This is a genomic window from Pseudomonas sp. ok272 (genome assembly GCF_900109995.1).
Taxonomy (GTDB): Bacteria; Pseudomonadota; Gammaproteobacteria; order Pseudomonadales; family Pseudomonadaceae; genus Aquipseudomonas.
In genome coordinates, this window is record NZ_FOCB01000008.1 from 1 (window position 1) to 20,894 (window position 20,894).

General features: G+C 60.3%; 17 protein-coding genes. 13 read left to right on the forward strand and 4 right to left on the reverse strand.

Going from position 1 to position 20,894, the window contains the following annotated elements; genetic code table 11:
* Positions 1-137: 137 nt before the first annotated feature.
* Entirely contained in the window at positions 138-956 is an 819-nt protein-coding gene (locus BMW74_RS13125; RefSeq protein WP_093420535.1) for a posphoenolpyruvate synthetase regulatory kinase/phosphorylase PpsR, read from the reverse strand.
* Positions 957-1,131: 175 nt separating this feature from the next.
* Between BMW74_RS13125 and ppsA the strand changes: the two genes are divergently transcribed.
* From ppsA to BMW74_RS13170, 9 genes are all read left to right on the forward strand, one after another.
* Positions 1,132-3,507: a phosphoenolpyruvate synthase gene (gene ppsA / locus BMW74_RS13130; protein WP_093420548.1), complete on the forward strand. Its 2,376-nt coding sequence runs from the start codon at positions 1,132-1,134 to the stop codon at positions 3,505-3,507.
* Positions 3,508-3,606: 99 nt separating this feature from the next.
* Positions 3,607-4,596, forward strand: a complete 990-nt coding sequence (locus BMW74_RS13135; RefSeq protein WP_093420557.1) for an alpha/beta fold hydrolase — start codon at positions 3,607-3,609, stop codon at positions 4,594-4,596.
* Positions 4,597-4,791: 195 nt separating this feature from the next.
* The gene (gene rraA / locus BMW74_RS13140) at positions 4,792-5,283 is read left to right on the forward strand and encodes a ribonuclease E activity regulator RraA (protein ID WP_093420563.1); all 492 of its coding nucleotides are present in this window, start codon (positions 4,792-4,794) and stop codon (positions 5,281-5,283) included.
* A gap of 27 nt (positions 5,284-5,310) precedes the next feature.
* Entirely contained in the window at positions 5,311-6,306 is a 996-nt protein-coding gene (locus BMW74_RS13145; RefSeq protein WP_093420567.1) for a zinc transporter ZntB, read from the forward strand.
* 57 nt (positions 6,307-6,363) lie between these two features.
* On the forward strand, positions 6,364-6,615 hold the full coding sequence (locus BMW74_RS13150; RefSeq protein ID WP_371911753.1) for a CrfX protein: 252 nt from the start codon (positions 6,364-6,366) through the stop codon (positions 6,613-6,615).
* A gap of 2 nt (positions 6,616-6,617) precedes the next feature.
* Entirely contained in the window at positions 6,618-7,442 is an 825-nt protein-coding gene (locus tag BMW74_RS13155) for a mechanosensitive ion channel family protein (protein WP_093420577.1), read from the forward strand.
* Positions 7,443-7,533: 91 nt separating this feature from the next.
* Complete coding sequence (gene sigX / locus BMW74_RS13160; RefSeq protein WP_093420581.1) at positions 7,534-8,124, forward strand: RNA polymerase sigma factor SigX; 591 nt, start codon at positions 7,534-7,536, stop codon at positions 8,122-8,124.
* A 109-nt stretch (positions 8,125-8,233) separates the two neighbouring features.
* On the forward strand, positions 8,234-9,208 hold the full coding sequence (locus tag BMW74_RS13165) for an OmpA family protein (protein WP_093420586.1): 975 nt from the start codon (positions 8,234-8,236) through the stop codon (positions 9,206-9,208).
* A gap of 381 nt (positions 9,209-9,589) precedes the next feature.
* Entirely contained in the window at positions 9,590-10,609 is a 1,020-nt protein-coding gene (locus BMW74_RS13170; protein WP_093420589.1) for a quinone-dependent dihydroorotate dehydrogenase, read from the forward strand.
* Positions 10,610-10,734: 125 nt separating this feature from the next.
* Here BMW74_RS13170 and rmf read toward each other — a convergent pair whose 3' ends face one another.
* Positions 10,735-10,950, reverse strand: coding sequence for a ribosome modulation factor (gene rmf / locus BMW74_RS13175; RefSeq protein WP_003223300.1), 216 nt, complete (start codon positions 10,948-10,950; stop codon positions 10,735-10,737).
* Between the two features lie 537 nt (positions 10,951-11,487).
* Here rmf and rlmKL point away from each other — a divergent pair.
* Together rlmKL and BMW74_RS13185 are read left to right on the forward strand one after the other, a co-directional pair.
* The gene (gene rlmKL / locus BMW74_RS13180) at positions 11,488-13,758 is read left to right on the forward strand and encodes a bifunctional 23S rRNA (guanine(2069)-N(7))-methyltransferase RlmK/23S rRNA (guanine(2445)-N(2))-methyltransferase RlmL (protein WP_093420594.1); all 2,271 of its coding nucleotides are present in this window, start codon (positions 11,488-11,490) and stop codon (positions 13,756-13,758) included.
* A gap of 132 nt (positions 13,759-13,890) precedes the next feature.
* Positions 13,891-16,284: a sensor domain-containing diguanylate cyclase gene (locus BMW74_RS13185; RefSeq protein WP_093420598.1), complete on the forward strand. Its 2,394-nt coding sequence runs from the start codon at positions 13,891-13,893 to the stop codon at positions 16,282-16,284.
* 243 nt (positions 16,285-16,527) lie between these two features.
* Here BMW74_RS13185 and dacB read toward each other — a convergent pair whose 3' ends face one another.
* Positions 16,528-17,988, reverse strand: a complete 1,461-nt coding sequence (gene dacB, locus BMW74_RS13190) for a D-alanyl-D-alanine carboxypeptidase/D-alanyl-D-alanine endopeptidase (RefSeq protein WP_093420603.1) — start codon at positions 17,986-17,988, stop codon at positions 16,528-16,530.
* Positions 17,989-18,222: 234 nt separating this feature from the next.
* On the opposite strand from dacB, the gene BMW74_RS13195 reads away from it, so the two are divergent.
* Positions 18,223-18,567, forward strand: coding sequence for a YggL family protein (locus tag BMW74_RS13195; protein ID WP_093420608.1), 345 nt, complete (start codon positions 18,223-18,225; stop codon positions 18,565-18,567).
* A 46-nt stretch (positions 18,568-18,613) separates the two neighbouring features.
* Here BMW74_RS13195 and BMW74_RS13200 read toward each other — a convergent pair whose 3' ends face one another.
* Positions 18,614-19,804, reverse strand: a complete 1,191-nt coding sequence (locus tag BMW74_RS13200) for a benzoate/H(+) symporter BenE family transporter (RefSeq protein ID WP_093420612.1) — start codon at positions 19,802-19,804, stop codon at positions 18,614-18,616.
* A gap of 226 nt (positions 19,805-20,030) precedes the next feature.
* Between BMW74_RS13200 and BMW74_RS13205 the strand changes: the two genes are divergently transcribed.
* Entirely contained in the window at positions 20,031-20,795 is a 765-nt protein-coding gene (locus tag BMW74_RS13205; RefSeq protein WP_093420617.1) for a GntR family transcriptional regulator, read from the forward strand.
* Positions 20,796-20,894 lie beyond the last annotated feature (99 nt).

Consider the following 20,894-nt stretch of genomic DNA (forward strand, 5'->3'; position numbering starts at 1 on the left):
CTTGCCAAGAGGCTGGATGTGCCGGCCTCTTCGCGAGCAAGCCCGCTCCCACCCTTGATCTTCAGTGAGCACAGTATTCGTGTACGACGCCGATCTCTTAGTGGGAGCGAGCCTGCTCGCGAAAGCGTCTAGCCGATCTACTTGAACCGCCGCTCCACGCCGCGTTCCACCAGGATCTTCGCCGAGATCTCTTCCACGGAGAAATGCGTGGAGTTGATGTGCGGGATGTTTTCGCGACGGAACAGGTTCTCCACTTCACGCACCTCGAATTCGCACTGGGCGTAGCTCGAATAGCGGCTGTTGGGCTTGCGCTCGTTGCGGATCGCGGTGAGGCGGTCGGGGTCGATGGTCAGGCCGAACAGCTTGTGCTGATGCGCGCGCAGGGCGGCCGGCAGTTGCAGGCGTTCCATGTCGTCTTCGGTCAGCGGGTAGTTGGCGGCGCGGATACCGAACTGCATCGCCATGTACAGGCACGTCGGGGTCTTGCCGCAACGCGACACGCCGACCAGGATCAGGTCGGCCTTGTCGTAGTAGTGGGTGCGGGCGCCGTCATCGTTGTCCAGGGCAAAGTTCACCGCCTCGATGCGCTCCATGTAGTTGGAGTTGTGGCCGATGGAATGGGACTTGCCCACCGAATACGAAGAATGCTCGCTCAATTCCTGCTCCAGCGGGGCAAGGAAGGTCGAGAAAATGTCGATCATGAAGCCGTTGGACGTGGCGAGAATCTCGCGAATGTTCTGGTTGACGATGGTGTCGAAGATGATCGGGCGAAAGCCGTCCTTCTCAGCGGCGGCGTTGATTTGTTGTACCATGGCCCGCGCTTTATCCACGCTGTCGATATACGGTCGGGTGAGCTTGGTGAAGGTAATGTTTTCGAACTGCGCCAACAGGCTTTGACCCAGGGTTTCGGCTGTAATACCGGTGCCATCGGAAATAAAGAAAGCAGATCGTTTCATTTGCGCCTTGGGCCTTAAGCTGGTGACGATTCTTGGATATGATAGGCGCGATTTGCCGGCCTGGATTGGCCCGCATTCTCACTTATTTTCCAGGTCCAGGCCATATCGCTGGCAATCGCTCTGAAGAGCCGCCAGTAACCTGAGCTTTTCCAACACAGTTAGTGGAGAGATCACCTTGGTAGAGTACGTAGTTTCCCTCGATAAGCTCGGCGTCCATGATGTAGAGCATGTGGGGGGCAAGAACGCATCCCTGGGCGAGATGATCAGTAATCTTGCGGGTGCCGGTGTCTCGGTCCCGGGTGGCTTCGCCACGACGTCTCAGGCGTATCGTGATTTCCTCGAGCTGAGCGGTCTGAACGAGCAGATCCACGCCGCGCTCGACGCGCTGGACGTTGACGACGTGAACGCCCTGGCCAAGACCGGTGCCCAGATCCGCAAGTGGATCATGGAAGCCGAGTTCCCGGAGAAGCTCAACGCCGAGATCCGCACCGCCTTCGCCGCACTGTCGGCCGGTAACCCGGATATGGCCGTGGCCGTACGCTCCTCCGCCACCGCCGAAGACTTGCCGGATGCCTCCTTCGCCGGCCAGCAGGAGACCTTCCTGAACATCCGTGGCGTCGAGAACGTGATTCGCGCGGCCAAGGAAGTGTTTGCCTCGCTGTTCAACGACCGCGCCATTTCCTACCGCGTACACCAGGGCTTTGATCACAAGCTGGTCGCCCTGTCGGCGGGTGTGCAGCGCATGGTCCGCTCCGAAACCGGTACCGCTGGCGTGATGTTCACCCTCGACACCGAGTCGGGCTTCCGTGACGTGGTGTTCATCACCGGCGCCTACGGCCTGGGCGAAACCGTCGTCCAGGGCGCGGTCAACCCGGACGAGTTCTACGTCCACAAGCACACGCTGGCTGCCGGTCGTCCTGCGATCCTGCGCCGCAACCTGGGCAGCAAAGCCATCAAGATGATCTACGGCGACGAGGCCAAGGCCGGTCGTTCGGTCAAGACCGTCGATGTGGACAAGGCCGAGCGCGCACGTTTCTGCCTGTCCGACGCCGAAGTCAGCGAGCTGGCCAAGCAGGCGATGATCATCGAGAAGCACTACCAGTGCCCGATGGACATCGAATGGGCCAAAGACGGCGACGACGGCAAGCTCTACATCGTTCAGGCCCGCCCTGAAACCGTGAAGAGCCGCACCCAGGCCAACGTCATGGAACGCTACCTGTTGAAGGAAACCGGCACTGTGCTGGTGGAAGGCCGTGCCATTGGCCAGCGCATCGGTGCCGGTAAGGTACGCATCATCAAGGACGTTTCCGAGATGGACAAAGTCCAGCCGGGCGACGTTCTGGTCTCCGACATGACCGACCCGGACTGGGAGCCGGTGATGAAACGCGCCAGCGCCATCGTCACCAACCGTGGCGGCCGGACCTGCCACGCGGCGATCATCGCTCGCGAGCTGGGGATCCCGGCGGTCGTGGGCTGTGGCAACGCCACCCAGTTGCTCAAGGACGGCCAGGGCGTCACCGTTTCCTGTGCCGAAGGCGATACCGGCTTCATCTTTGAAGGTGAACTGGGCTTTGACGTGAAGAAAAACTCCGTCGACGCCATGCCGGAACTGCCCTTCAAAATCATGATGAACGTCGGCAACCCGGACCGTGCATTCGACTTCGCGCAGCTGCCGAACGCGGGTGTGGGCCTGGCCCGCCTGGAGTTCATCATCAACCGCATGATCGGTGTGCACCCCAAGGCGCTGCTGAACTACGACGGCTTGCCACCGGAAATCAAGGAAAGCGTCGACAAGCGCATCGCCGGTTACGACGATCCGGTCGGTTTCTATGTCGAGAAACTGGTCGAGGGCATCAGCACCCTGGCCGCCGCGTTCTGGCCGAAAAAAGTCATCGTGCGCCTGTCGGACTTCAAGTCCAACGAATACGCCAACCTGATCGGCGGCAAGCTCTACGAGCCGGAAGAAGAAAACCCGATGCTGGGTTTCCGTGGTGCGTCGCGTTACATCAGCGAAGCGTTCCGTGACTGCTTCGAACTCGAATGCCGCGCCCTCAAGCGCGTGCGCAACGTCATGGGCCTGACCAACGTCGAAATCATGGTGCCGTTCGTGCGTACCCTGGGCGAGGCCAGCCAGGTGGTTGACCTGTTGGCTGAGAACGGCCTGGCGCGAGGTGACAACGGCCTGCGCGTGATCATGATGTGCGAGCTGCCGTCCAACGCAATCCTCGCCGAAGAGTTCCTTGAGTTCTTCGATGGTTTCTCCATCGGCTCCAACGACCTGACCCAGTTGACCCTGGGCCTGGACCGTGACTCCGGGATCATTGCGCACTTGTTCGACGAGCGTAATCCGGCGGTCAAGAAGCTGCTGGCCAACGCGATTGCCGCCTGTAACAAGGCTGGCAAGTACATCGGTATTTGCGGTCAGGGACCTTCCGATCACCCCGACCTGGCCAAGTGGCTGATGGAGCAGGGTATCGAGAGTGTTTCGTTGAACCCTGACTCCGTGCTGGAAACCTGGTTCTTCCTGGCCGAGGGCCAGGCTGCGGTTTGATACGCGAATGAAGTCTCGACCTGCTGCGGTGGGTCGAGGCTTTGAGATTCAAGTAGGGCGGGCTCCAGTGGATGCCGCCCTTTTTTGTGCAAGAGCATTATGCAAAGCAGCAGTCACTTATTTCCTGTCGCCTTGATCAGCGCCGAGCGTCGCGGCGATCTGAGCGAGGACGTCTATCGCTTGAAACCGGGTAACAGCCCCGACAGTACGGTGGAGCTGGCGGTGACTCGCTTGGGGATGGCCAATGAGTCCGTCGTGCGTGGCGTGCCGGTCATCCTGTTGCACGGTAGTTTCTCCAACCGGCGCTTCTGGTACTCCCCCAAGGGGCTTGGGTTGGGCGCATACCTGACTCGCGCCGGGTTCGATGTGTGGATCCCGGAGATGCGCGGCCACGGCTTGTCGCAGCGCAATCAGCAGTACCGTAAGAATCGTGTGGCCGACTATGCCCGCTATGACTTGCCCGCGATTGCCGCATTTGTCCGCGAGCAAAGCGGGCAGGTACCGCATTGGATCGGTCATTCCCTGGGGGGGATCACCCTGGCGGCTGCGCTGGGTGGACAGTATCTGGGTGCGCCGGCGGTGGCGTCGGCTGCATTCTTCGGGACGCAGGTCAGTCGCACCTACTGGTCGCTGAAAATTCCTCCGGTGGAGTGGGGTGGGCGCTTGATTCTCAAGCGCTTTGCCCAGCTTTCGGGTTCGCGCCTCAAGCGTGGCCCGGAAGACGAGCCCATCGGCCTGGCGCTGGAAAGCATGCGCTGGTACGGCCTGTTCGGGCGCTTCGGCGATGCCGAGAAAAACTGGTGGGCGGGGCTGGCGCAGGTGCAGGTGCCGGTATTGGCGGTCAGCGCCAGTAACGATCATCAGGACCCGGACTGGGCCTGCCGCAAGCTGTTCGAGCAAATCGGTTCCGAGAACAAACACTATGTGTGCTTGGGGCGTGAGCAGGGCTTCTCGGATAACTTCGGGCACGTTGAAATGCTGATCAGCAAGGCGGCGCAGGTCGAAGTCTGGCCGTTGGTTCAGCGTTGGTTAAGCGATCAGGTGGCACCCTTGCTGGCGCAAAACTCGGATTCTACCGGGGCAGTCTGAGGGGGAGGCTCTAACAAGGGCGTTTCGCTTCGAACAGTGAAGGGCTAAGATGTGACGCATTGAGTGTTTTTGGTCACTTTCAGTGGCCAATACAGTTCTGGAGTTCGTGGTGGCGGGGTTGAACCAGACTCTCCATCGCCCGTTTCATTTAATGTGCCATCCTCGATTGTCTGCCTCTTTTACAGGAGTTTTTCGATGAACCATTACCTCACGCCCGATCTGTGCGACGCCTACCCGGAGCTGGTCCAGGTGCTGGAACCGATGTTCAGCAATTTTGGCGGCCGTGATTCCTTCGGCGGCGAAATCGTGACCATCAAGTGTTTCGAAGACAACTCGTTGGTCAAGGAGCAAGTCGAGCTCAATGGCAACGGCAAAGTGCTGGTGGTTGATGGCGGTGGTTCACTGCGCCGCGCGTTGCTGGGCGACATGCTGGCGGAGAAAGCGGCGAAGAACGGCTGGGAAGGGCTGGTGATCTACGGTTGCATCCGCGACGTCGATGTCATCGCGCAAACCGACCTGGGCGTGCAGGCACTGGCCAGTCACCCGATGAAAACGGACAAGCGTGGCATTGGCGACCTCAATGTCGCCGTGACGTTTGCCGGTGTTACGTTCCATCCGGGCCATTACGTCTACGCGGACAACAACGGTGTGATTATCTCGCCAAGCCCGCTGAAGATGCCTGAGTAAGACCATGATCCAAGGCCAGGGGTGAGGATGTTCGAGGAAGAAAACGCGCAGTGGGGATTGGTCCATGCCCTGGTACTGGATGGCAAGGGTGGCGCGCGTTCGATTGCCCGGACGGAGCTCGATGAGCTGCAATTGCAGCCGGTCGAGAGCCTGTGGCTGCACTGGGATCGCAGTCATCCGCAAACCCGGACCTGGTTGCGCAAATCCAGCGGCCTGAGTGAGTTCAGCTGCGACCTGTTGCTCGAAGAGAACACCCGGCCGCGGCTGCTGGCATTGCCGGACTCCGAGTTGCTGCTGTTCTTGCGCGGGGTCAATCTCAACCCGGGCGCCGAGCCGGAAGACATGGTCTCGGTGCGGATCTTCGCGTCGGCCCAGCGGGTGATTTCCCTGCGGATGCGGCCTTTGCGCGCCACGGATGAATTGATCGTGCAATTGGCTGATGGAAAGGGGCCCAAAACCAGCTCTGAACTCATCCTCTATATGGCTCAGTACCTCACCCATAAGGTGCAGGATCTGGTCAGCGACCTGTCGGAAGTGGTCGATGAGGAAGAGGAAAAACTGGATTCCGACGAACGGTATACGCCCGAGCATGGGTCGATTTTACAAATCCGCCGGCGCGCGGCTGGGCTCAAGCGTTTTCTGGCGCCACAACGGGATATTTTTGGCCAGTTGACCCGGATAAAACTGCCCTGGTTCGTCGACGACGACGGCGATTACTGGAACGAATTGAACAACAGCCTGACGCGTTACCTCGAAGAGCTGGAATTGACCCGCGAGCGCGTGGGACTGGTTCTTGAGGCCGAAGACCGGCGATTGAGCGTCAAGATGAGCCGCACGATGTACCGTTTTGGCATCATCACCGGGATCTTTTTACCGATGAGTTTCCTGACCGGTCTGCTGGGCATCAACGTCGGCGGGATTCCGTTCTCGGCAAGCCCCTATGGCTTCGCGATTGCGTGCTCGATCATGGTCTCGGTGGCGCTGGGTCAATGGTGGTTGTTCCGGCGTTTGCGCTGGGTATGAAGGAGCGCCATGTGACCCGACGAAATTTGATCGCGTCTTTCACAGACATCACGAGAGGTGCGTATGCACGATCCGTTTGAACAGTCTTTGCGTGACATGCTCAAGGCATCACCGTCCACCCGCGACGATGACGCGTGCCTGGGGCGCGTACTGAAAACCGCCAACCGCCAGGTTGGCGCGGGTGATCTGTTCAGTTTGCTGGGGCGCTGGCTGCCGGCACTGATGATTGCCCTGAATAACGGATCGGCCCATGTCGCGCCGGTTTCCCGTCGTAAACCTACCGCTCGCACTGCTGCTAAGGCTGATTGAATATGGAACTTGATCTCTGGACCCAGAGCCTGGTCACAGCCATGACGGCGTTGTGGACCAAAGTGGCAAACTTCATTCCGAACCTGTTCGGCGCGCTGGTGGTGCTGCTGTTGGGTTTCGTCGTGGCCAAATTGCTCGACACCCTGCTGTCCAAATTGCTCGCGAAGTTGGGTCTGGATCGTTTGATGGGGGGCACTGGTCTGACCAAAATACTGTCCCGTGCCGGCCTTCAAGTGCCGATATCGACGCTGATCGGCAAAATTGTCTACTGGTTCGTTTTACTTATTTTCCTGGTTTCTGCTGCCGAGTCCCTTGGCTTGGAGAGAGTTTCAGCTACGCTGGACATGCTGGCGCTGTATTTGCCGAAAGTATTTGGCGCCGCGCTGGTGTTGTTGGTCGGGGTTCTGCTGGCTCAACTGGCCAATGGTCTGGTGCGCGGCGCAGCTGAAGGGGTAGGGCTCGATTATGCTGCCGGGCTGGGGCGGATCGCCCAGGGCCTGGTCATTATCATCAGTATTTCGGTTGCGATCAGCCAGTTGGAGGTCAAGACCGACCTGCTGAACCATGTGATCGTGATTGTGTTGATTACCGTTGGTCTGGCTGTTGCCTTGGCCTTGGGCCTGGGGAGCCGCGAGATCGCGGGTCAGATTCTTGCGGGAATCTATGTGCGTGAGTTGTATCAGGTTGGGCAACAAGTGCGTGTTGGTGAGGTCGAAGGCCAGATCGAAGAGATCGGCACGGTTAAAACTACATTGCTGACCGATGAGGGTGAGCTAGTCTCACTCTCCAATCGGATCCTCCTGGAGCAGCATGTAAGTAGCCGCTAACCCGGCAAACCCTGCTAATGTACGCCGCCGCAAAAAATGCCTGATGCCTGGGCTGCGGCGGACATTGACCTGACTGTCGGCCCGACTTGTTTTGAATAAAGCCCAAACGTTGTCCACGCGCTACGACCCCCGCGAGCTCTCTGATGAGGAGTTGGTCGCGCGCTCGCATACCGAGCTTTTTCACGTGACGCGCGCCTACGAAGAGTTGATGCGGCGTTACCAGCGAACATTATTTAATGTTTGCGCGCGATACCTTGGGAACGATCGCGACGCAGATGATGTCTGTCAGGAAGTGATGTTGAAGGTGTTGTACGGTCTGAAGAACTTCGAGGGCAAATCGAAGTTCAAGACATGGCTATATAGCATCACGTACAACGAATGCATCACGCAGTATCGAAAGGAACGGCGTAAGCGTCGCTTGATGGACGCTTTAAGTCTGGACCCCCTCGAGGAGGCATCTGAAGAGAAGATGCCGAAACCTGAGGATAAGGGCGGACTTGATCGCTGGCTGGTGTATGTGAACCCGATCGATCGGGAAATTCTGGTGCTACGATTTGTCGCAGAGCTGGAGTTCCAGGAGATCGCAGACATCATGCACATGGGCTTGAGTGCAACAAAAATGCGGTACAAACGCGCTCTAGATAAATTGCGTGAGAAATTTGCAGGCGTTGCTGAAACTTGAGTATCAGCGCAAATATCTCTTACGTGTAGGCAAGTTCTGATAGACTTGCCGCCGAGTTGTCCCCCGGTTTGCGGGACTGCTTTACAATCACCAGATGGGGATTTAACGGATGAAACTGAAAAACACCTTGGGCTTTGCCATTGGTTCTCTTATTGCCGCTACTTCTTTCGGCGTCCTGGCACAAGGCCAAGGCGCAGTTGAAGGCGAGTTGTCCTACGGCAAAAAGTACAACGACAGCGTTAAGAACGTTGAAGATGGCTACCAGCCAGGCGCCTCTATCGGCTACTTCCTGACCGACGATGTCTCGGTTAACCTGACCTACGGTCAAGATGATCACACCCGTTCGAACAACGGCACTGGCAACCAGAAGCTTGGTGGTGATCAGTTCGGTCTGAACTCCCAGTACCACTTCGGTACCGTAGGCGACGCTATCCGTCCTTACGTTCAAGGCGGTGTGAAGCACGGCAGCCTGACCAACGTTGCTGCCGATGGCCACACTGGTCGCGACCAGTCGACCTTCCTGACCGCTGGCGCTGGCGCCAAGTGGTACATCACCGACAACTTGTTCGCTCGTGCTGGCGTTGAAGCCGACTACAAGCTGGACAACGGCAAGTGGGACTACATCCCATCCGTAGGTCTGGGTCTGAACTTCGGTGGCAGCGGCGGCAAAGTCGCTCCAGCTCCAGTTGTTCCAGCACCGGCTCCAGAGCCAGTAGCAGAAGAGCCAGTTGCTGAAGTGGTTAAGGTTGAGCTGGACGTTAAGTTCGACTTCGACAAGGCTACTGTTAAGCAAAACAGCCTGTCCGACGTTCGTAACCTGGCTGACTTCATGAAGCAGTACCCACAAACCACTACCGTGGTTGCTGGTCACACTGACTCCGTAGGCCCAGACGCTTACAACATGAAGCTGTCCCAGCGTCGTGCCAACGCAGTGAAAGAAGTCCTGGTCAAAGACGGTATCGCTCCTAACCGTCTGGAAGCTCGTGGCTTCGGCGAAACTCAGCCTATCGCTGACAACGCCACTGAAGCTGGTCGTGCTATGAACCGTCGCGTAGAAGCAGCGGTTGAAGCTCAAGCTAAGTAATTAGCCTGCAGCTCTGAAAAACCCGGCTCCGGCCGGGTTTTTCTTTGCCTGCGATTTGTCGACTCCAAGGTGTTCTACGGGCACTGGGTCCCCGAGTGGGGTGTGGCAGGCTGCGACCTTTCGATGTCATTACTGGTGGCGCCTGCGAGCCGGATCGCCATGACCAGCGCCGGGCGGTGTTGGGGGCGTGCTCGACATTGAGGCAGGTACAACCGAGGTCCTTTCCGGGGCATCGCTGCCGTTGACCCAGGCCGGGGGGGCAGAGGCAGGTTTGCAAGGCATATGCCATTGCCGGCTGATTGTGTCGTGCGCTCGCGTGCGACCCCGTTGCCCGGCTATAATCGCCGCCTTATTTCGCCGCCGACCGAGTCAAGCCCGCCCATGTATACCCTGGCCCGCCAACTGCTGTTCAAACTGTCCCCTGAAACCTCCCACGATCTGTCCCTGGACTTGATCGGCGCGGGCGGACGTCTGGGCCTGAACGGCTTGCTGTGCAAGGCCCCGGCGCATGTGCCGGTGAATGTCATGGGCCTGGACTTCCCGAACCCGGTAGGGCTGGCCGCTGGCCTGGACAAGAACGGCGCGGCCATCGACGGGTTTGCCCAACTGGGCTTTGGCTTCGTCGAAATCGGCACCATTACCCCACGGCCCCAGCCGGGGAACCCCAAGCCACGCATTTTCCGCTTGCCGCAAGCCGAGGCGATCATCAACCGCATGGGCTTCAACAACCTCGGCGTCGATCACTTGCTGGCCCGTGTCGCGGCAGCCAAGTACACAGGCATCTTGGGGATCAACATCGGCAAGAACGTCGACACCCCGGTCGAACGGGCCGTCGACGATTACCTGATCTGCCTGGACAAGGTGTACGCCCACGCCAGCTACGTGACGGTCAACGTCAGCTCGCCCAATACCCCGGGCCTGCGCAGCCTGCAGTTTGGTGACTCGCTCAAGCAACTGCTCGAAGCCTTGCGCCAGCGCCAGGAAGACCTGGCCCAGTTACATGGCAAGCGTGTGCCGTTGGCGATCAAAATCGCCCCGGACATGACCGATGAGGAAACCGTGCAAGTGGCACAAGCGCTGATCGAAACCGGGATGGACGCGGTCATCGCCACCAACACCACCCTGAGCCGTGTCGGCGTCGAAGGCATGGAGCATGGTGACGAGGCGGGCGGTCTCTCGGGGGCTCCGGTGCGGGACAAGAGCACGCACACGGTCAAGGTACTGGCGGGTGAGTTGGCGGGACGTTTGCCGATCATCGCGGTGGGCGGGATTACCGAGGGCAAGCACGCGGCTGAGAAGATCGCTGCTGGCGCCAGCCTGGTGCAGCTCTACTCCGGCTTCATCTACAAGGGCCCGGCGCTGATTCGCGAATCGGTGGATGCCATTGCGGCATTGCGCTGAACGCGCAATAAAAAGGGCTCCTTGAAGGAGCCCTTGGGCCGAAGCCCGCCGTCCGGAGGGGACGTGCGTGGTTAAGTCGTTACTCGCTCAAGTTGTTGTGCAGCGTTCCTTTTTTTGGTTTTTGATCAGCCGACGGCGTGAAGCTCGTTGAGTCTATGGATTCCCGCAGTGCCGGTCATACCGTCCCAGTTGTCGCCGCGTCCTTCTCGCCAGCCGTTAATCCAGGCTTGACGTACCGACGGTAGAGTAAATGGGCAAAGCTCACGGGATTTACCACCAACGCCATATTGATATCCGCGCAAAAATGCTCTTTCCAACGGATCACGCTTAAGTCTTCTCATAGGGTGTTTCCCTCACTTGTTGACTGTAGTGTCGCGTCGACCTCAATCGAGGTCAGGCAGAAAACGACCTGCCGATGGCGGCTCGCTGCCGGCGTGGCGAGCCAAGGTGTTGACGTCGTTGCGGCGTCAACCTGTGTTGAGTTCTAACCAATGCGTCACATCGAGGGAATGATCGTTTTGTCATAAGGACGTAACGATATTGGTGCTAAAGCCATAAGAAAAAACACCGCTGTACCCGTTTGCTGGGCAAAGCCCGCTATGATCGGCCTTTGGCCACAGCATCCGGTGCAGGCTTGCGTACCAATGTCCGCCCGTGATGCTCGGGTACTATTCGACGAAGGGTCGAGTTAAGACATTTTGTTGCAACCAATTTTTTATCTGCCCGGGCATCTAAGCTCACTCCAGCCAGTTGGCGGATGAGCGGCCAGGGTGGGACGGCACACCTTCGTGCCACGCGAGCGCTCTTTTAGAAAAGCGCTTGATTGAAAACCGAGCGGGCAATGCGTTGCCCGTTCACGTATAGCCAAAGGCTTCCCGATGACTGATCGTTACGAACTCTTCCTCACTTGCCCCAAGGGCCTCGAAGGCCTGCTTATCGAGGAAGCCGTCGGGCTTGGCCTTGAGGAAGCGCGCGAGCACACCTCGGCCGTGCGCGGCATGGCCACCATGGAGACCGCTTATCGCCTGTGCCTGTGGTCGCGCCTGGCCAACCGGGTGCTGCTGGTCCTCAAGCGGTTCCCGATGAAGGACGCCGAAGACCTGTACCACGGCGTGCTGGATATCGAATGGCAAGACCATATGCTCAACGACGGCACCCTGGCCGTTGAGTTCAGTGGCCATGGTTCGGGCATCGACAACACCCACTTCGGCGCGTTGAAAGTCAAAGACGCCATTGTCGACAAGCTGCGCACCCCATCGGGCGAACGTCCATCCATCGACAAACTCAACCCGGACCTGCGCATTCACCTGCGCCTGGACCGTGGCGAAGCGATCCTGTCCCTCGACCTGTCCGGTCACAGCCTGCACCAGCGTGGCTATCGCCTGCAGCAAGGCGCGGCGCCGCTGAAGGAAAACCTCGCGGCCGCGATTCTGATTCGTTCCGGCTGGCCGCGTATCGCGGCTGAAGGCGGCGCGCTGGCCGACCCGATGTGCGGGGTCGGTACGTTCCTGGTGGAAGCGGCGATGATCGCGGCCGACATGGCGCCCAACCTGCGCCGTGAACAATGGGGCTTCACCGCCTGGCTGGGGCACGTACCGGCGCTGTGGAAAAAACTCCATGAAGAGGCCTCTGCTCGCGCCGCTGCCGGCCTGGCCAAGCCACCGCTGTGGATTCGCGGTTATGAAGCCGACCCACGGCTGATCCAGCCGGGCCGCAACAACGTCGAGCGTGCGGGCCTGAGCGAGTGGATCAAGATCTACCAGGGCGAAGTCGCGACCTTCGAGCCGCGTCCGGACCAGAACCAGAAAGGCCTGGTGATCTGCAACCCACCGTACGGCGAGCGCCTGGGCGACGAGGCGAGCTTGCTCTATCTCTACCAGAACCTTGGCGAACGCCTGCGCCAGGCTTGCCTGAACTGGGAGGCGGCGGTGTTCACCGGCGCGCCGGACCTGGGCAAGCGCATGGGCATTCGCAGCCACAAGCAGTACGCGTTCTGGAACGGTGCCTTGCCGTGCAAGCTGTTGCTGATCAAGGTGCTGCCCGATCAATTTGTCACTGGCGAGCGCCGTACCCCGGAGCAGCGCCAGGCCGAACGCGAGCAGGCAGCCTACGATCAGGCCCCGAGCGAGCCGCAAGAGCGCCAGTACAACAAGAACGGCAACCCGATCAAGCCGGCACCAGCGCCGGTTCCAGTGGTCGAGCAGCCACGGCTGAGCGAAGGTGGGCAGATGTTCGCCAATCGCCTGCAGAAGAACCTCAAGGCCCTTGGCAAGTGGGTCAAGCGTGAAGGCATCGACTGCTACCGTGTCTACGACGCCGATATGCCTGAATACTCGATGGCCATCGACCTGTATCACGACTGGGTTCACGTGCAGGAATACGTGGCGCCGAAATCCATCGACCCGGAAAAGGCCTCGGCGCGGATGTTCGATGCCCTGGCCGCCATTCCCCAGGCGCTGAACATCGACAAGAACCGTGTGGTGGTCAAGCGCCGTGAGCGGCAGAGCGGCACCAAGCAATACGAGCGTCAAAGTGCCCAGGGCAAGTTCGTCGAGGTCAACGAAGGCGGCGTCAAGTTGCTGGTCAACCTGACCGACTACCTCGATACCGGCCTGTTCCTGGACCACCGGCCAATGCGCATGCGCATTCAGAAAGAGGCGGCCGGCAAGCGCTTCCTCAACCTGTATTGCTACACCGCCACCGCCAGCGTGCACGCGGCCAAGGGCGGGGCGCGCAGTACCACCAGCGTCGATCTGTCGAAGACCTACCTGGACTGGGCGCGTCGCAATCTGTCGTTGAACGGGTTCTCGGACAAGAATCGCCTGGAGCAGGGCGACGTGATGGCCTGGCTGGAGAGCAACCGCGATGAGTTCGACATGATCTTTATCGATCCGCCGACCTTCTCCAACTCCAAACGCATGGAAGGCATCTTCGACGTGCAACGCGACCACGTGCAGTTGCTGGACCTGGCCATGGCACGCCTGGCACCGGGCGGGGTGTTGTACTTCTCCAACAACTTCCGCAAGTTCGAGCTCGAAGAAAACCTCACGGCCCGCTACGCCGTCGAGGAAATCACCGCACACACCATCGATCCGGACTTTGCCCGTAACAGCAAGATCCACCGTGCCTGGAAAATCATGGCGCGCTGATCGATTGGATCCATAGGGCCTTGATTTTTCTGGGCTCTATGGGCTTTTGGCGCTAGCCAAGCGGATGGTTGATGGCTATAACGTCAAGTAGCCAAGTGACATCACCGCACGCAGGCGTTCCGAGTGTTGCCTATGCTGTCGCACCCCGCTCGACCCAAGATCCTGGGCTTCATCAGTGAAGATGTTTCGGCCTGGCTCATCGCGTTGCTGGTTTTGCTGGCCGGCGGGATGCTGACGGGCCTGCTGGCGTGGGCCACACTCAATGCTTATCACCAGCAGGTGGCGCAACGCTTCCAACTGCTGGTCAGTGAGCGCAAGAGTCGGATCACCGAGCGCTTCGAGGAGCAGGAGCAGCGCCTGGACAGCCTGCGGCGTTTTTTCGTCAACTCCGATGCGGTCTCGCAGGAAGAGTTCGACGGGTACACCCAACCCTTGCTACAGCGCACCCTGGCCTATGGCTGGGTGCCGTTGGTGTCGGGGGAGCACCGCGCTGAGTTCGAGCAACAAGCGCGAGCTCTGGGTCTCAAGCAGTTTTCCATTCTCGATATCGATGCCGCGGGCAATACGCACGTGGCAGCGACGCGCGCGCAATACGCGCCGTTGTTGTACAGCCAGACACTGAGTGTGTCCGGCGCGCCGCTGGGGTTGGACCTGCTGGCCCAGCCCGAGCGTCACGCCGCCTTGGAGAAAGCCCGCGACCTGGGGGTGATGGTGGTGTCGCAACCACTGCAGTTGACGGGTGTCGACCCTGAATACGCCCATGGCGTGCTGCTGATAGAGTCTGTCGTGGGTCACCCGGTCGATGGCAGTACGGGGTTGCAGGGCTACGTATTGGCCGTCATCAGCATGCGGCAACTGGTGGCCGACGGTTTTCCGTTGCAAAGCCAGGACAACCTGGTTGTCGACATTCAAGGCCAGTCCGCCGATCGCCAGCCGCAAGTGCTCTACGCCTCAAGCAATGCAGTCGCCAGTCAGCCGCTGCGATATAGCTCGATCCTGCGCCTGGGGGACCAGGTCTACGACCTTGATATTCGTACCAGCGCCGCGTTCGAGCAGGCCAACCAGTCGACGATCAATAGCCTGGTGGTGATGGGAGGCTTGCTGAGCCTGTTGCTCAGTGCTCTGTTGTACATCCTGGTCAGCCAGCGCCAACGGGCCTTGGCGCTGGTGGAGCAGCGCACCCGCGAATTGCGCACACGTGAGCAGGAGTTGCGCCAGGCGCACTCCCAGTTGCAGGGCGTGCTGGATGCGGCGACTCAGGTGGCGATCATTGCCACCGACCTGCGGGGGGTGATTACAACCTTCAATGCCGGGGCCGAGCAGATGCTCGGGTATCGCGCCGATGAGGTGCTCGGCCAGACCGCGCTGCACAGCCTGCATCTGCCCAAGGAGCTGGCGGCGCGTGCCGCCGAGCTGAGCCTGCTGCACGGGTGGCCGGTACCGGCGAGCCAGGCGATGTGGTTGGACAGTGGCGACCCGCACGATCAGCAGGCTCGCGAGTGGACCCTGGTGCGCCAGGATGGCAGCCATGTGCTGGTGAACATGTTGGCCACCGCGGTACTCGATGAGCATGGCCTGCGCGTGGGGCATCTGGCGATCTGTATCGATATCACCGAGCGCAAGCGTGTACACGAGGCGCTGGCGGCGCGGGACCTGTTGCTCAAGAAACTCAGCGCCCATGTGCCGGGGGGGATCTACCAGTTCAAGATGGCGGCCGACGGTCACTTCAGTGTGATCTACGCCAGCGATGGCATCCGCGATATCTACGAGCTGGAGCCAGAGGTATTGCTCAAGAGCGCCGAGGCAATTTTTGAGCGCATTCACCCGCAAGATGTGAGTCGCGTACGGGCCTCGATCCGCGTCTCATCGCAACGACTCAGCCCGTGGCGCGAAGAGTACCGCGTGCTGTTGCCCACACGCGGCCTGCGCTGGGTGCGTGGCGAGGCAACCCCGGAGGAACTGCCCGGCGGCGGGGTGCTGTGGCATGGCTACATCTCAGATGTATCGGACATGAAGCGGGTCGAGGAAGAGTTACGAGCCTTGTCGGTGACCGACTCGCTGACCGGGATTCACAATCGGCGCTATTTCCAGGAGCGCCTGAGCACCGAAATGGCGCGGGTGGAGCGCAGCGGCGGGCAACTGGCGGTGATCATGCTGGACCTGGATCACTTCAAGCGCGTCAATGATGTGTATGGCCATGCGGCCGGTGACCGGGTGTTGCAGGCAATCTGCGAGCGCATCAGCCACCGTTTGCGCCGCACAGACGTGTTCTGTCGCCTGGGCGGCGAGGAGTTCATGGTGTTGTGCCCGGACGCTGACGGCCAGCAGGCCTATACCCTGGCGGTCGAGCTTTGGCAAAGCCTGCGGGCGACGCCGATTGATGGCCTGGGCACGGCGACGGCCAGTTTCGGGATTGCCAGTTGGCGTCTGGGCGAGGGGGCGGACGCGTTGCTGTTGCGCGCGGATTCCGGGGTCTACGCGGCGAAGCAGGCGGGTCGGGATCGGGTGGAGGAAGAGCTGCCCTAAAAGGCAGAACGCGGTCAACATGTGGGAGCAACGGTCTTAGCCATGCCGTTCGTCACCGCCATCGCGAGCAGGAATCTGGGTTGAGCCCGTAGGCGCGAGGCTTGCCCGCGAAGAGGCCAACCCATTCAACATCGATGTCGCCAGGCTTACCACCTTCGCGGGCAAGCCTCGCTCCTACAAGGAATTGAGCTGCGCCAATATCATCATTGACTGACCCGGCCCGCTCTCACCTTGAGCCCAGGCCTACAACGCCGACGGCGCTGCCGCCAGTTTCGGCTGGCGATACAGGTCCAGCAGCACCTGATCGAGCACCGAGGACGCGCCAAACGGGGCTTTGTCGTTGAGGATCGCCACCACGGCCCAGGTGTTGCCGTTGTTGTCACGGCTGAAGCCGGCGATGGCGCGCACGGTGTTCAGGGTGCCGGTCTTGACGTGGGCTTCGCCGCGCATGGCGGTGGTCTTGAGGCGTTTGCGCATGGTGCCGTCGGTGCCGGCAATCGGCATCGAGCTTTCGAACTCGGCCGAGTACGGGCTTCTCCAGGCGGCTTGCAGCATGCTCGCCATTTCCCGGGCGCTGACCCGCTCCGCGCGGGACAGACCGGAGCCGTTCTCCATCACCAGGTGCGGCGCGGTGATGCCTTTCTTCGCCAGCCATTGGCGCACCACTCGCTGGGCGGCCTTGGCATCGTCGCCATCGGCGTCGTTGCGGAACTTCGCGCCAAGGCTCAGGAACAACTGCTGGGCCATGGTGTTGTTACTGTATTTGTTGATGTCGCGGATGATCTCTGCCAGGTCCGGCGAGAACGCCCGGGCCAGCACCTTGGCATCCTTGGGAACCGCGCCCTGGCGGTCTTTGCCCTGGATGCTGCCGCCCAGCTCCTGCCAGATCGCGCGCACGGCGCCGGCGGTGTAGGTCGCGTGATCGAGCAGCGACAGGTAGGTCTGCGAGCTGCAGCCATCGGCCAACTGACCGGCGACGGTCACGATCACGCTGCCATCGGCCTGGGTGACTGGGTTGTAGCGCACGCCACCGGTGCACTGCTTGCCGCTGATGGGTTTGACCTGGTTGTCGACACGAATGTTGGCAATCGGCGGTTCGACGGAGACCAGGACCCGGCCCGAATCGTTGCGTGCCACGAAGCGCAGGGCCTTGAGGTTGACCATCAGTGCATCGGGCTTGACCAGGAACGGCTTGTTCTCGTCGTTGCCGTCGTCGTTGAACGTTGGCAACAGCGGCTGGTTGAAGAAGCTGCGGTCCAGGATCAGGTCACCGGTGACTTGCTGTACGCCATTGGCCCGCAGGTCGCGCATCAGCAGCCAGAGCTTTTCCATGTTCAGCTTCGGATCGCCGCCACCCTTGAGGTACAGGTTGCCGTGCAGGATGCCGCCGTTCAGGGTGCCATCGGTGTAGAACTCGGTCTTCCACTGATAGTTGGGGCCGAGCATTTCCAGGGCCGCGTAGGTGGTCACCAGCTTCATGGTGGAGGCTGGGTTGACCGAGACGTCGGCGTTGAACACAGTGGGGGTGCCGGGGCCGTTGAGGGGGATCATCACCAGCGACAGGGCGTTGTTCTGCAGCTTGCTGGCCTTGAGGGCTTTTTCGACATTGGGTGTCAGGGTGGTATTGACGGGGGCGGCGCTGATCGGGAAGGCCAGTGGCACGAGCAGACTGGCCAGTAACAAGGGACGCAAAGATTTGATCATATGAAATAAACCCTACAGCCGAGGGGAAAAAAAGATGAGGGCATGAAGATAAATTCCCTCTGTGGTCACGAAAGTGTCGGCATTATGCCCAAGGTATAGCGGCTTGTGCCGTACTGGAGGAGCCTAAACCTCTATTTTTTTTACCGGCGGTAGCGCCCGCCCCCCAGAGAGACGGGCAATCAGTGGCTGAAAATGCTAGAGTGCCGGCCGTAATTACTTATGAGGATTGTTCCAATGGCGACTAACCGTTCCCAGCGTCTGCGCAAAAAGCTGTGCGTTGATGAATTTCAAGAGCTGGGTTTCGAACTGAACCTGGATTTCAACGAAGGCCTGTCTGAAGAAGCCATTGACGCTTTCCTCGACGCTTTCCTCAAAGAAGCCATGGAAGCCAACGGTCTGGGTTATGTTGGCGGCGACGACTACGGTCTGGTTTGCCTGCAGAAGCGTGGCTCGGTGAGCGCTGAACAGCGTGCCGCCGTAGAAGCGTGGCTCAAGTCGCGTAGCGAACTGAAGAGCGCTGAAGTCAGCCCGCTGCTGGACGTTTGGTACCCGGAAAAGCCGATCAATTCGGTCGCTTGATGTTCTAGAAAAAACGGCGACCCAAGGGTCGCCGTTTTTTTATGCCTTATGCTTTACGCCAGTTGAGAATCAGCAGCGTCACCACCCCCGCGACAATCCCCCAGAATGCCGAACCGATGGAAAACAGTGTCAGCCCCGATGCCGTGACCATGAAGGTGATCAGCGCAGCCTCCCGCTCCTTGACCTCGCTCATGGCGATGCTCAGGCCGTTGATGATCGAGCCGAACAACGCCAGCGCCGCAATCGACAGCACCAGTTCCTTGGGCAGGGCGGCGAACAAGGCGGCCAGTGTGGCGCCGAAGGTCCCGGCAATGCCGTAGAAAATCCCGCACCACACCGCCGCGGTGTAACGCTTGTTGCGATCCTCGTGGGCATGCGGGCCGGTGCAGATCGCCGCACTGATGGCCGCCAGGTTAATCCCGTGGGAGCCGAACGGTGCCAGCAGCAACGAGGCGATGCCCGTGCTGGTGATCAGCGGCGAGGCCGGAACGTCGTAGCCATCGGCGCGCAGCACGGCGATGCCGGGCATGTTCTGCGAGGTCATGGCCACGACGAACAGCGGGATGCCGATGCTGATGGTCGCCGCGAGTGAGAAGTGCGGGGTGGTCCACACGGGTGTCGCGACTTCGAGCTGAAAGCCGGTGAAGTCCAGCAGACCCATCACGCCCGCCAGCGCAGTGCCGATCAGCAGCGCGGCCAGCACGGCGTAGCGCGGCGACAGGCGCTTGACCACCAGGTACGTGAAGAACATCCCCAGCACCAGGCCGGTGCGGTGCTGGGCGGCGACAAAAATCTCGCTGCCGATCTTGAACAGAATCCCGGCCAGCAAGGCCGCTGCGAGCGAGGCGGGAATCTTTTTCATCAGCCGTTCGAAGCTGCCGGTCATGCCGCAGATCGTCACCAGCACGGCGCAGGTGATGTAGGCGCCAATCGCCTCGCCGTAGGTCACCCCCGACAGGCTGGTGATCAACAGTGCCGCGCCGGGTGTCGACCAGGCGATGGTGATGGGGGTGCGATAACGCAGGGACAGGCCAATCGAGCACACCGCCATGCCAATCGAGATCGCCCAGATCCATGAAGAAATTTGTCCCGTGGTCAGGCCGGCGGATTGCCCGGCCTGGAACATCAGGACCAGCGAGCTGGTGTAGCCGGTCATCATCGCGATGAAACCGGCGACGATGGCTGAGGGCGACGTATCGGCCAGGGGACGAAGTCGTGTGTGCGTGGCGTCGTTCATGACGGTGGGATTCCTTCGTGCGGATGTTTCGTATTGTGGGACGAAGCCTAAACTCAAACGTAACCTATCGTTGCAATACAGCCGCTGGCGTAAACGGCCATACAGTGTGTTGCCACCTGAGGTTGTGTACAATGCGCCGTGTTTTTTACGCAAAACTTGCCCGCGACCCGCTGTGTCGTATTACAGTCATCGCCTGATCGCCGCAGTTCCTCCGACCCGAGAACCCATGAACGAACAGTTGCAGCCCCTCAAGAAACAACCGCGAGCAGGCAAAGCCGGCCGCAGCGGAACCCAGGACGATATGGTCTACGCACATATCTTCGAGGCCATCCTCGAACAACGCCTGGCGCCCGGTACAAAGTTGAGCGAAGAGGCGCTGGGGGAAATTTTCGGAGTCAGTCGCACCATCATTCGTCGCGCGTTGTCGCGCCTGGCCCATGAAGGCGTGGTGTTGCTGCGACCCAACCGTGGCGCGGTGGTGGCCAGTCCCAGTGTCGAAGAAGCGCGCCAGGTGTTCCTGGCACGGCGCCTGGTCGAGCGGGCGATCACCGAACTGGCGGTCGAGCATGCGAGTGCGGCAGAGCTGGCCGAGTTGCGGCAGATGGTCAATGACGAGCGCGACAGCTTCTCCCGTGGCGACCGTGGTGCGGGCATCCGGCTGTCCGGCGAGTTCCACCTGAAACTGGCGGAAGCGGCGAAGAACACCCCGCTGATCAGCTTCCAGCGCAGCCTGGTGTCGCAGACGTCCCTGATCATCGCCCAGTACGAAAGCGGCAACCGTTCGCACTGCTCGTACGATGAGCACACCCAACTGATCGACGCCATCGAAGCTCGCAATGTGACACTGGCGGTGGACCTGATGATGCATCACATGGACCACATCGACAGCAAGCTCAACCTCGACGAGGAAAGCGCTTCAGACGATTTGCACGCGGTGTTCTCGCATTTGCTGCAGACCAAGAAGCCGGGGCGGCCAACCGCTAAAGCCTGATCGACGGTGGTGCGGCTTTCGCGAGCAGGCTCGCTCCCACATTGGGCCAGTGTTCACAAAGCCCTGTGGGAGCGAGCCCGCTCGCGAAGGCGGTCTGAG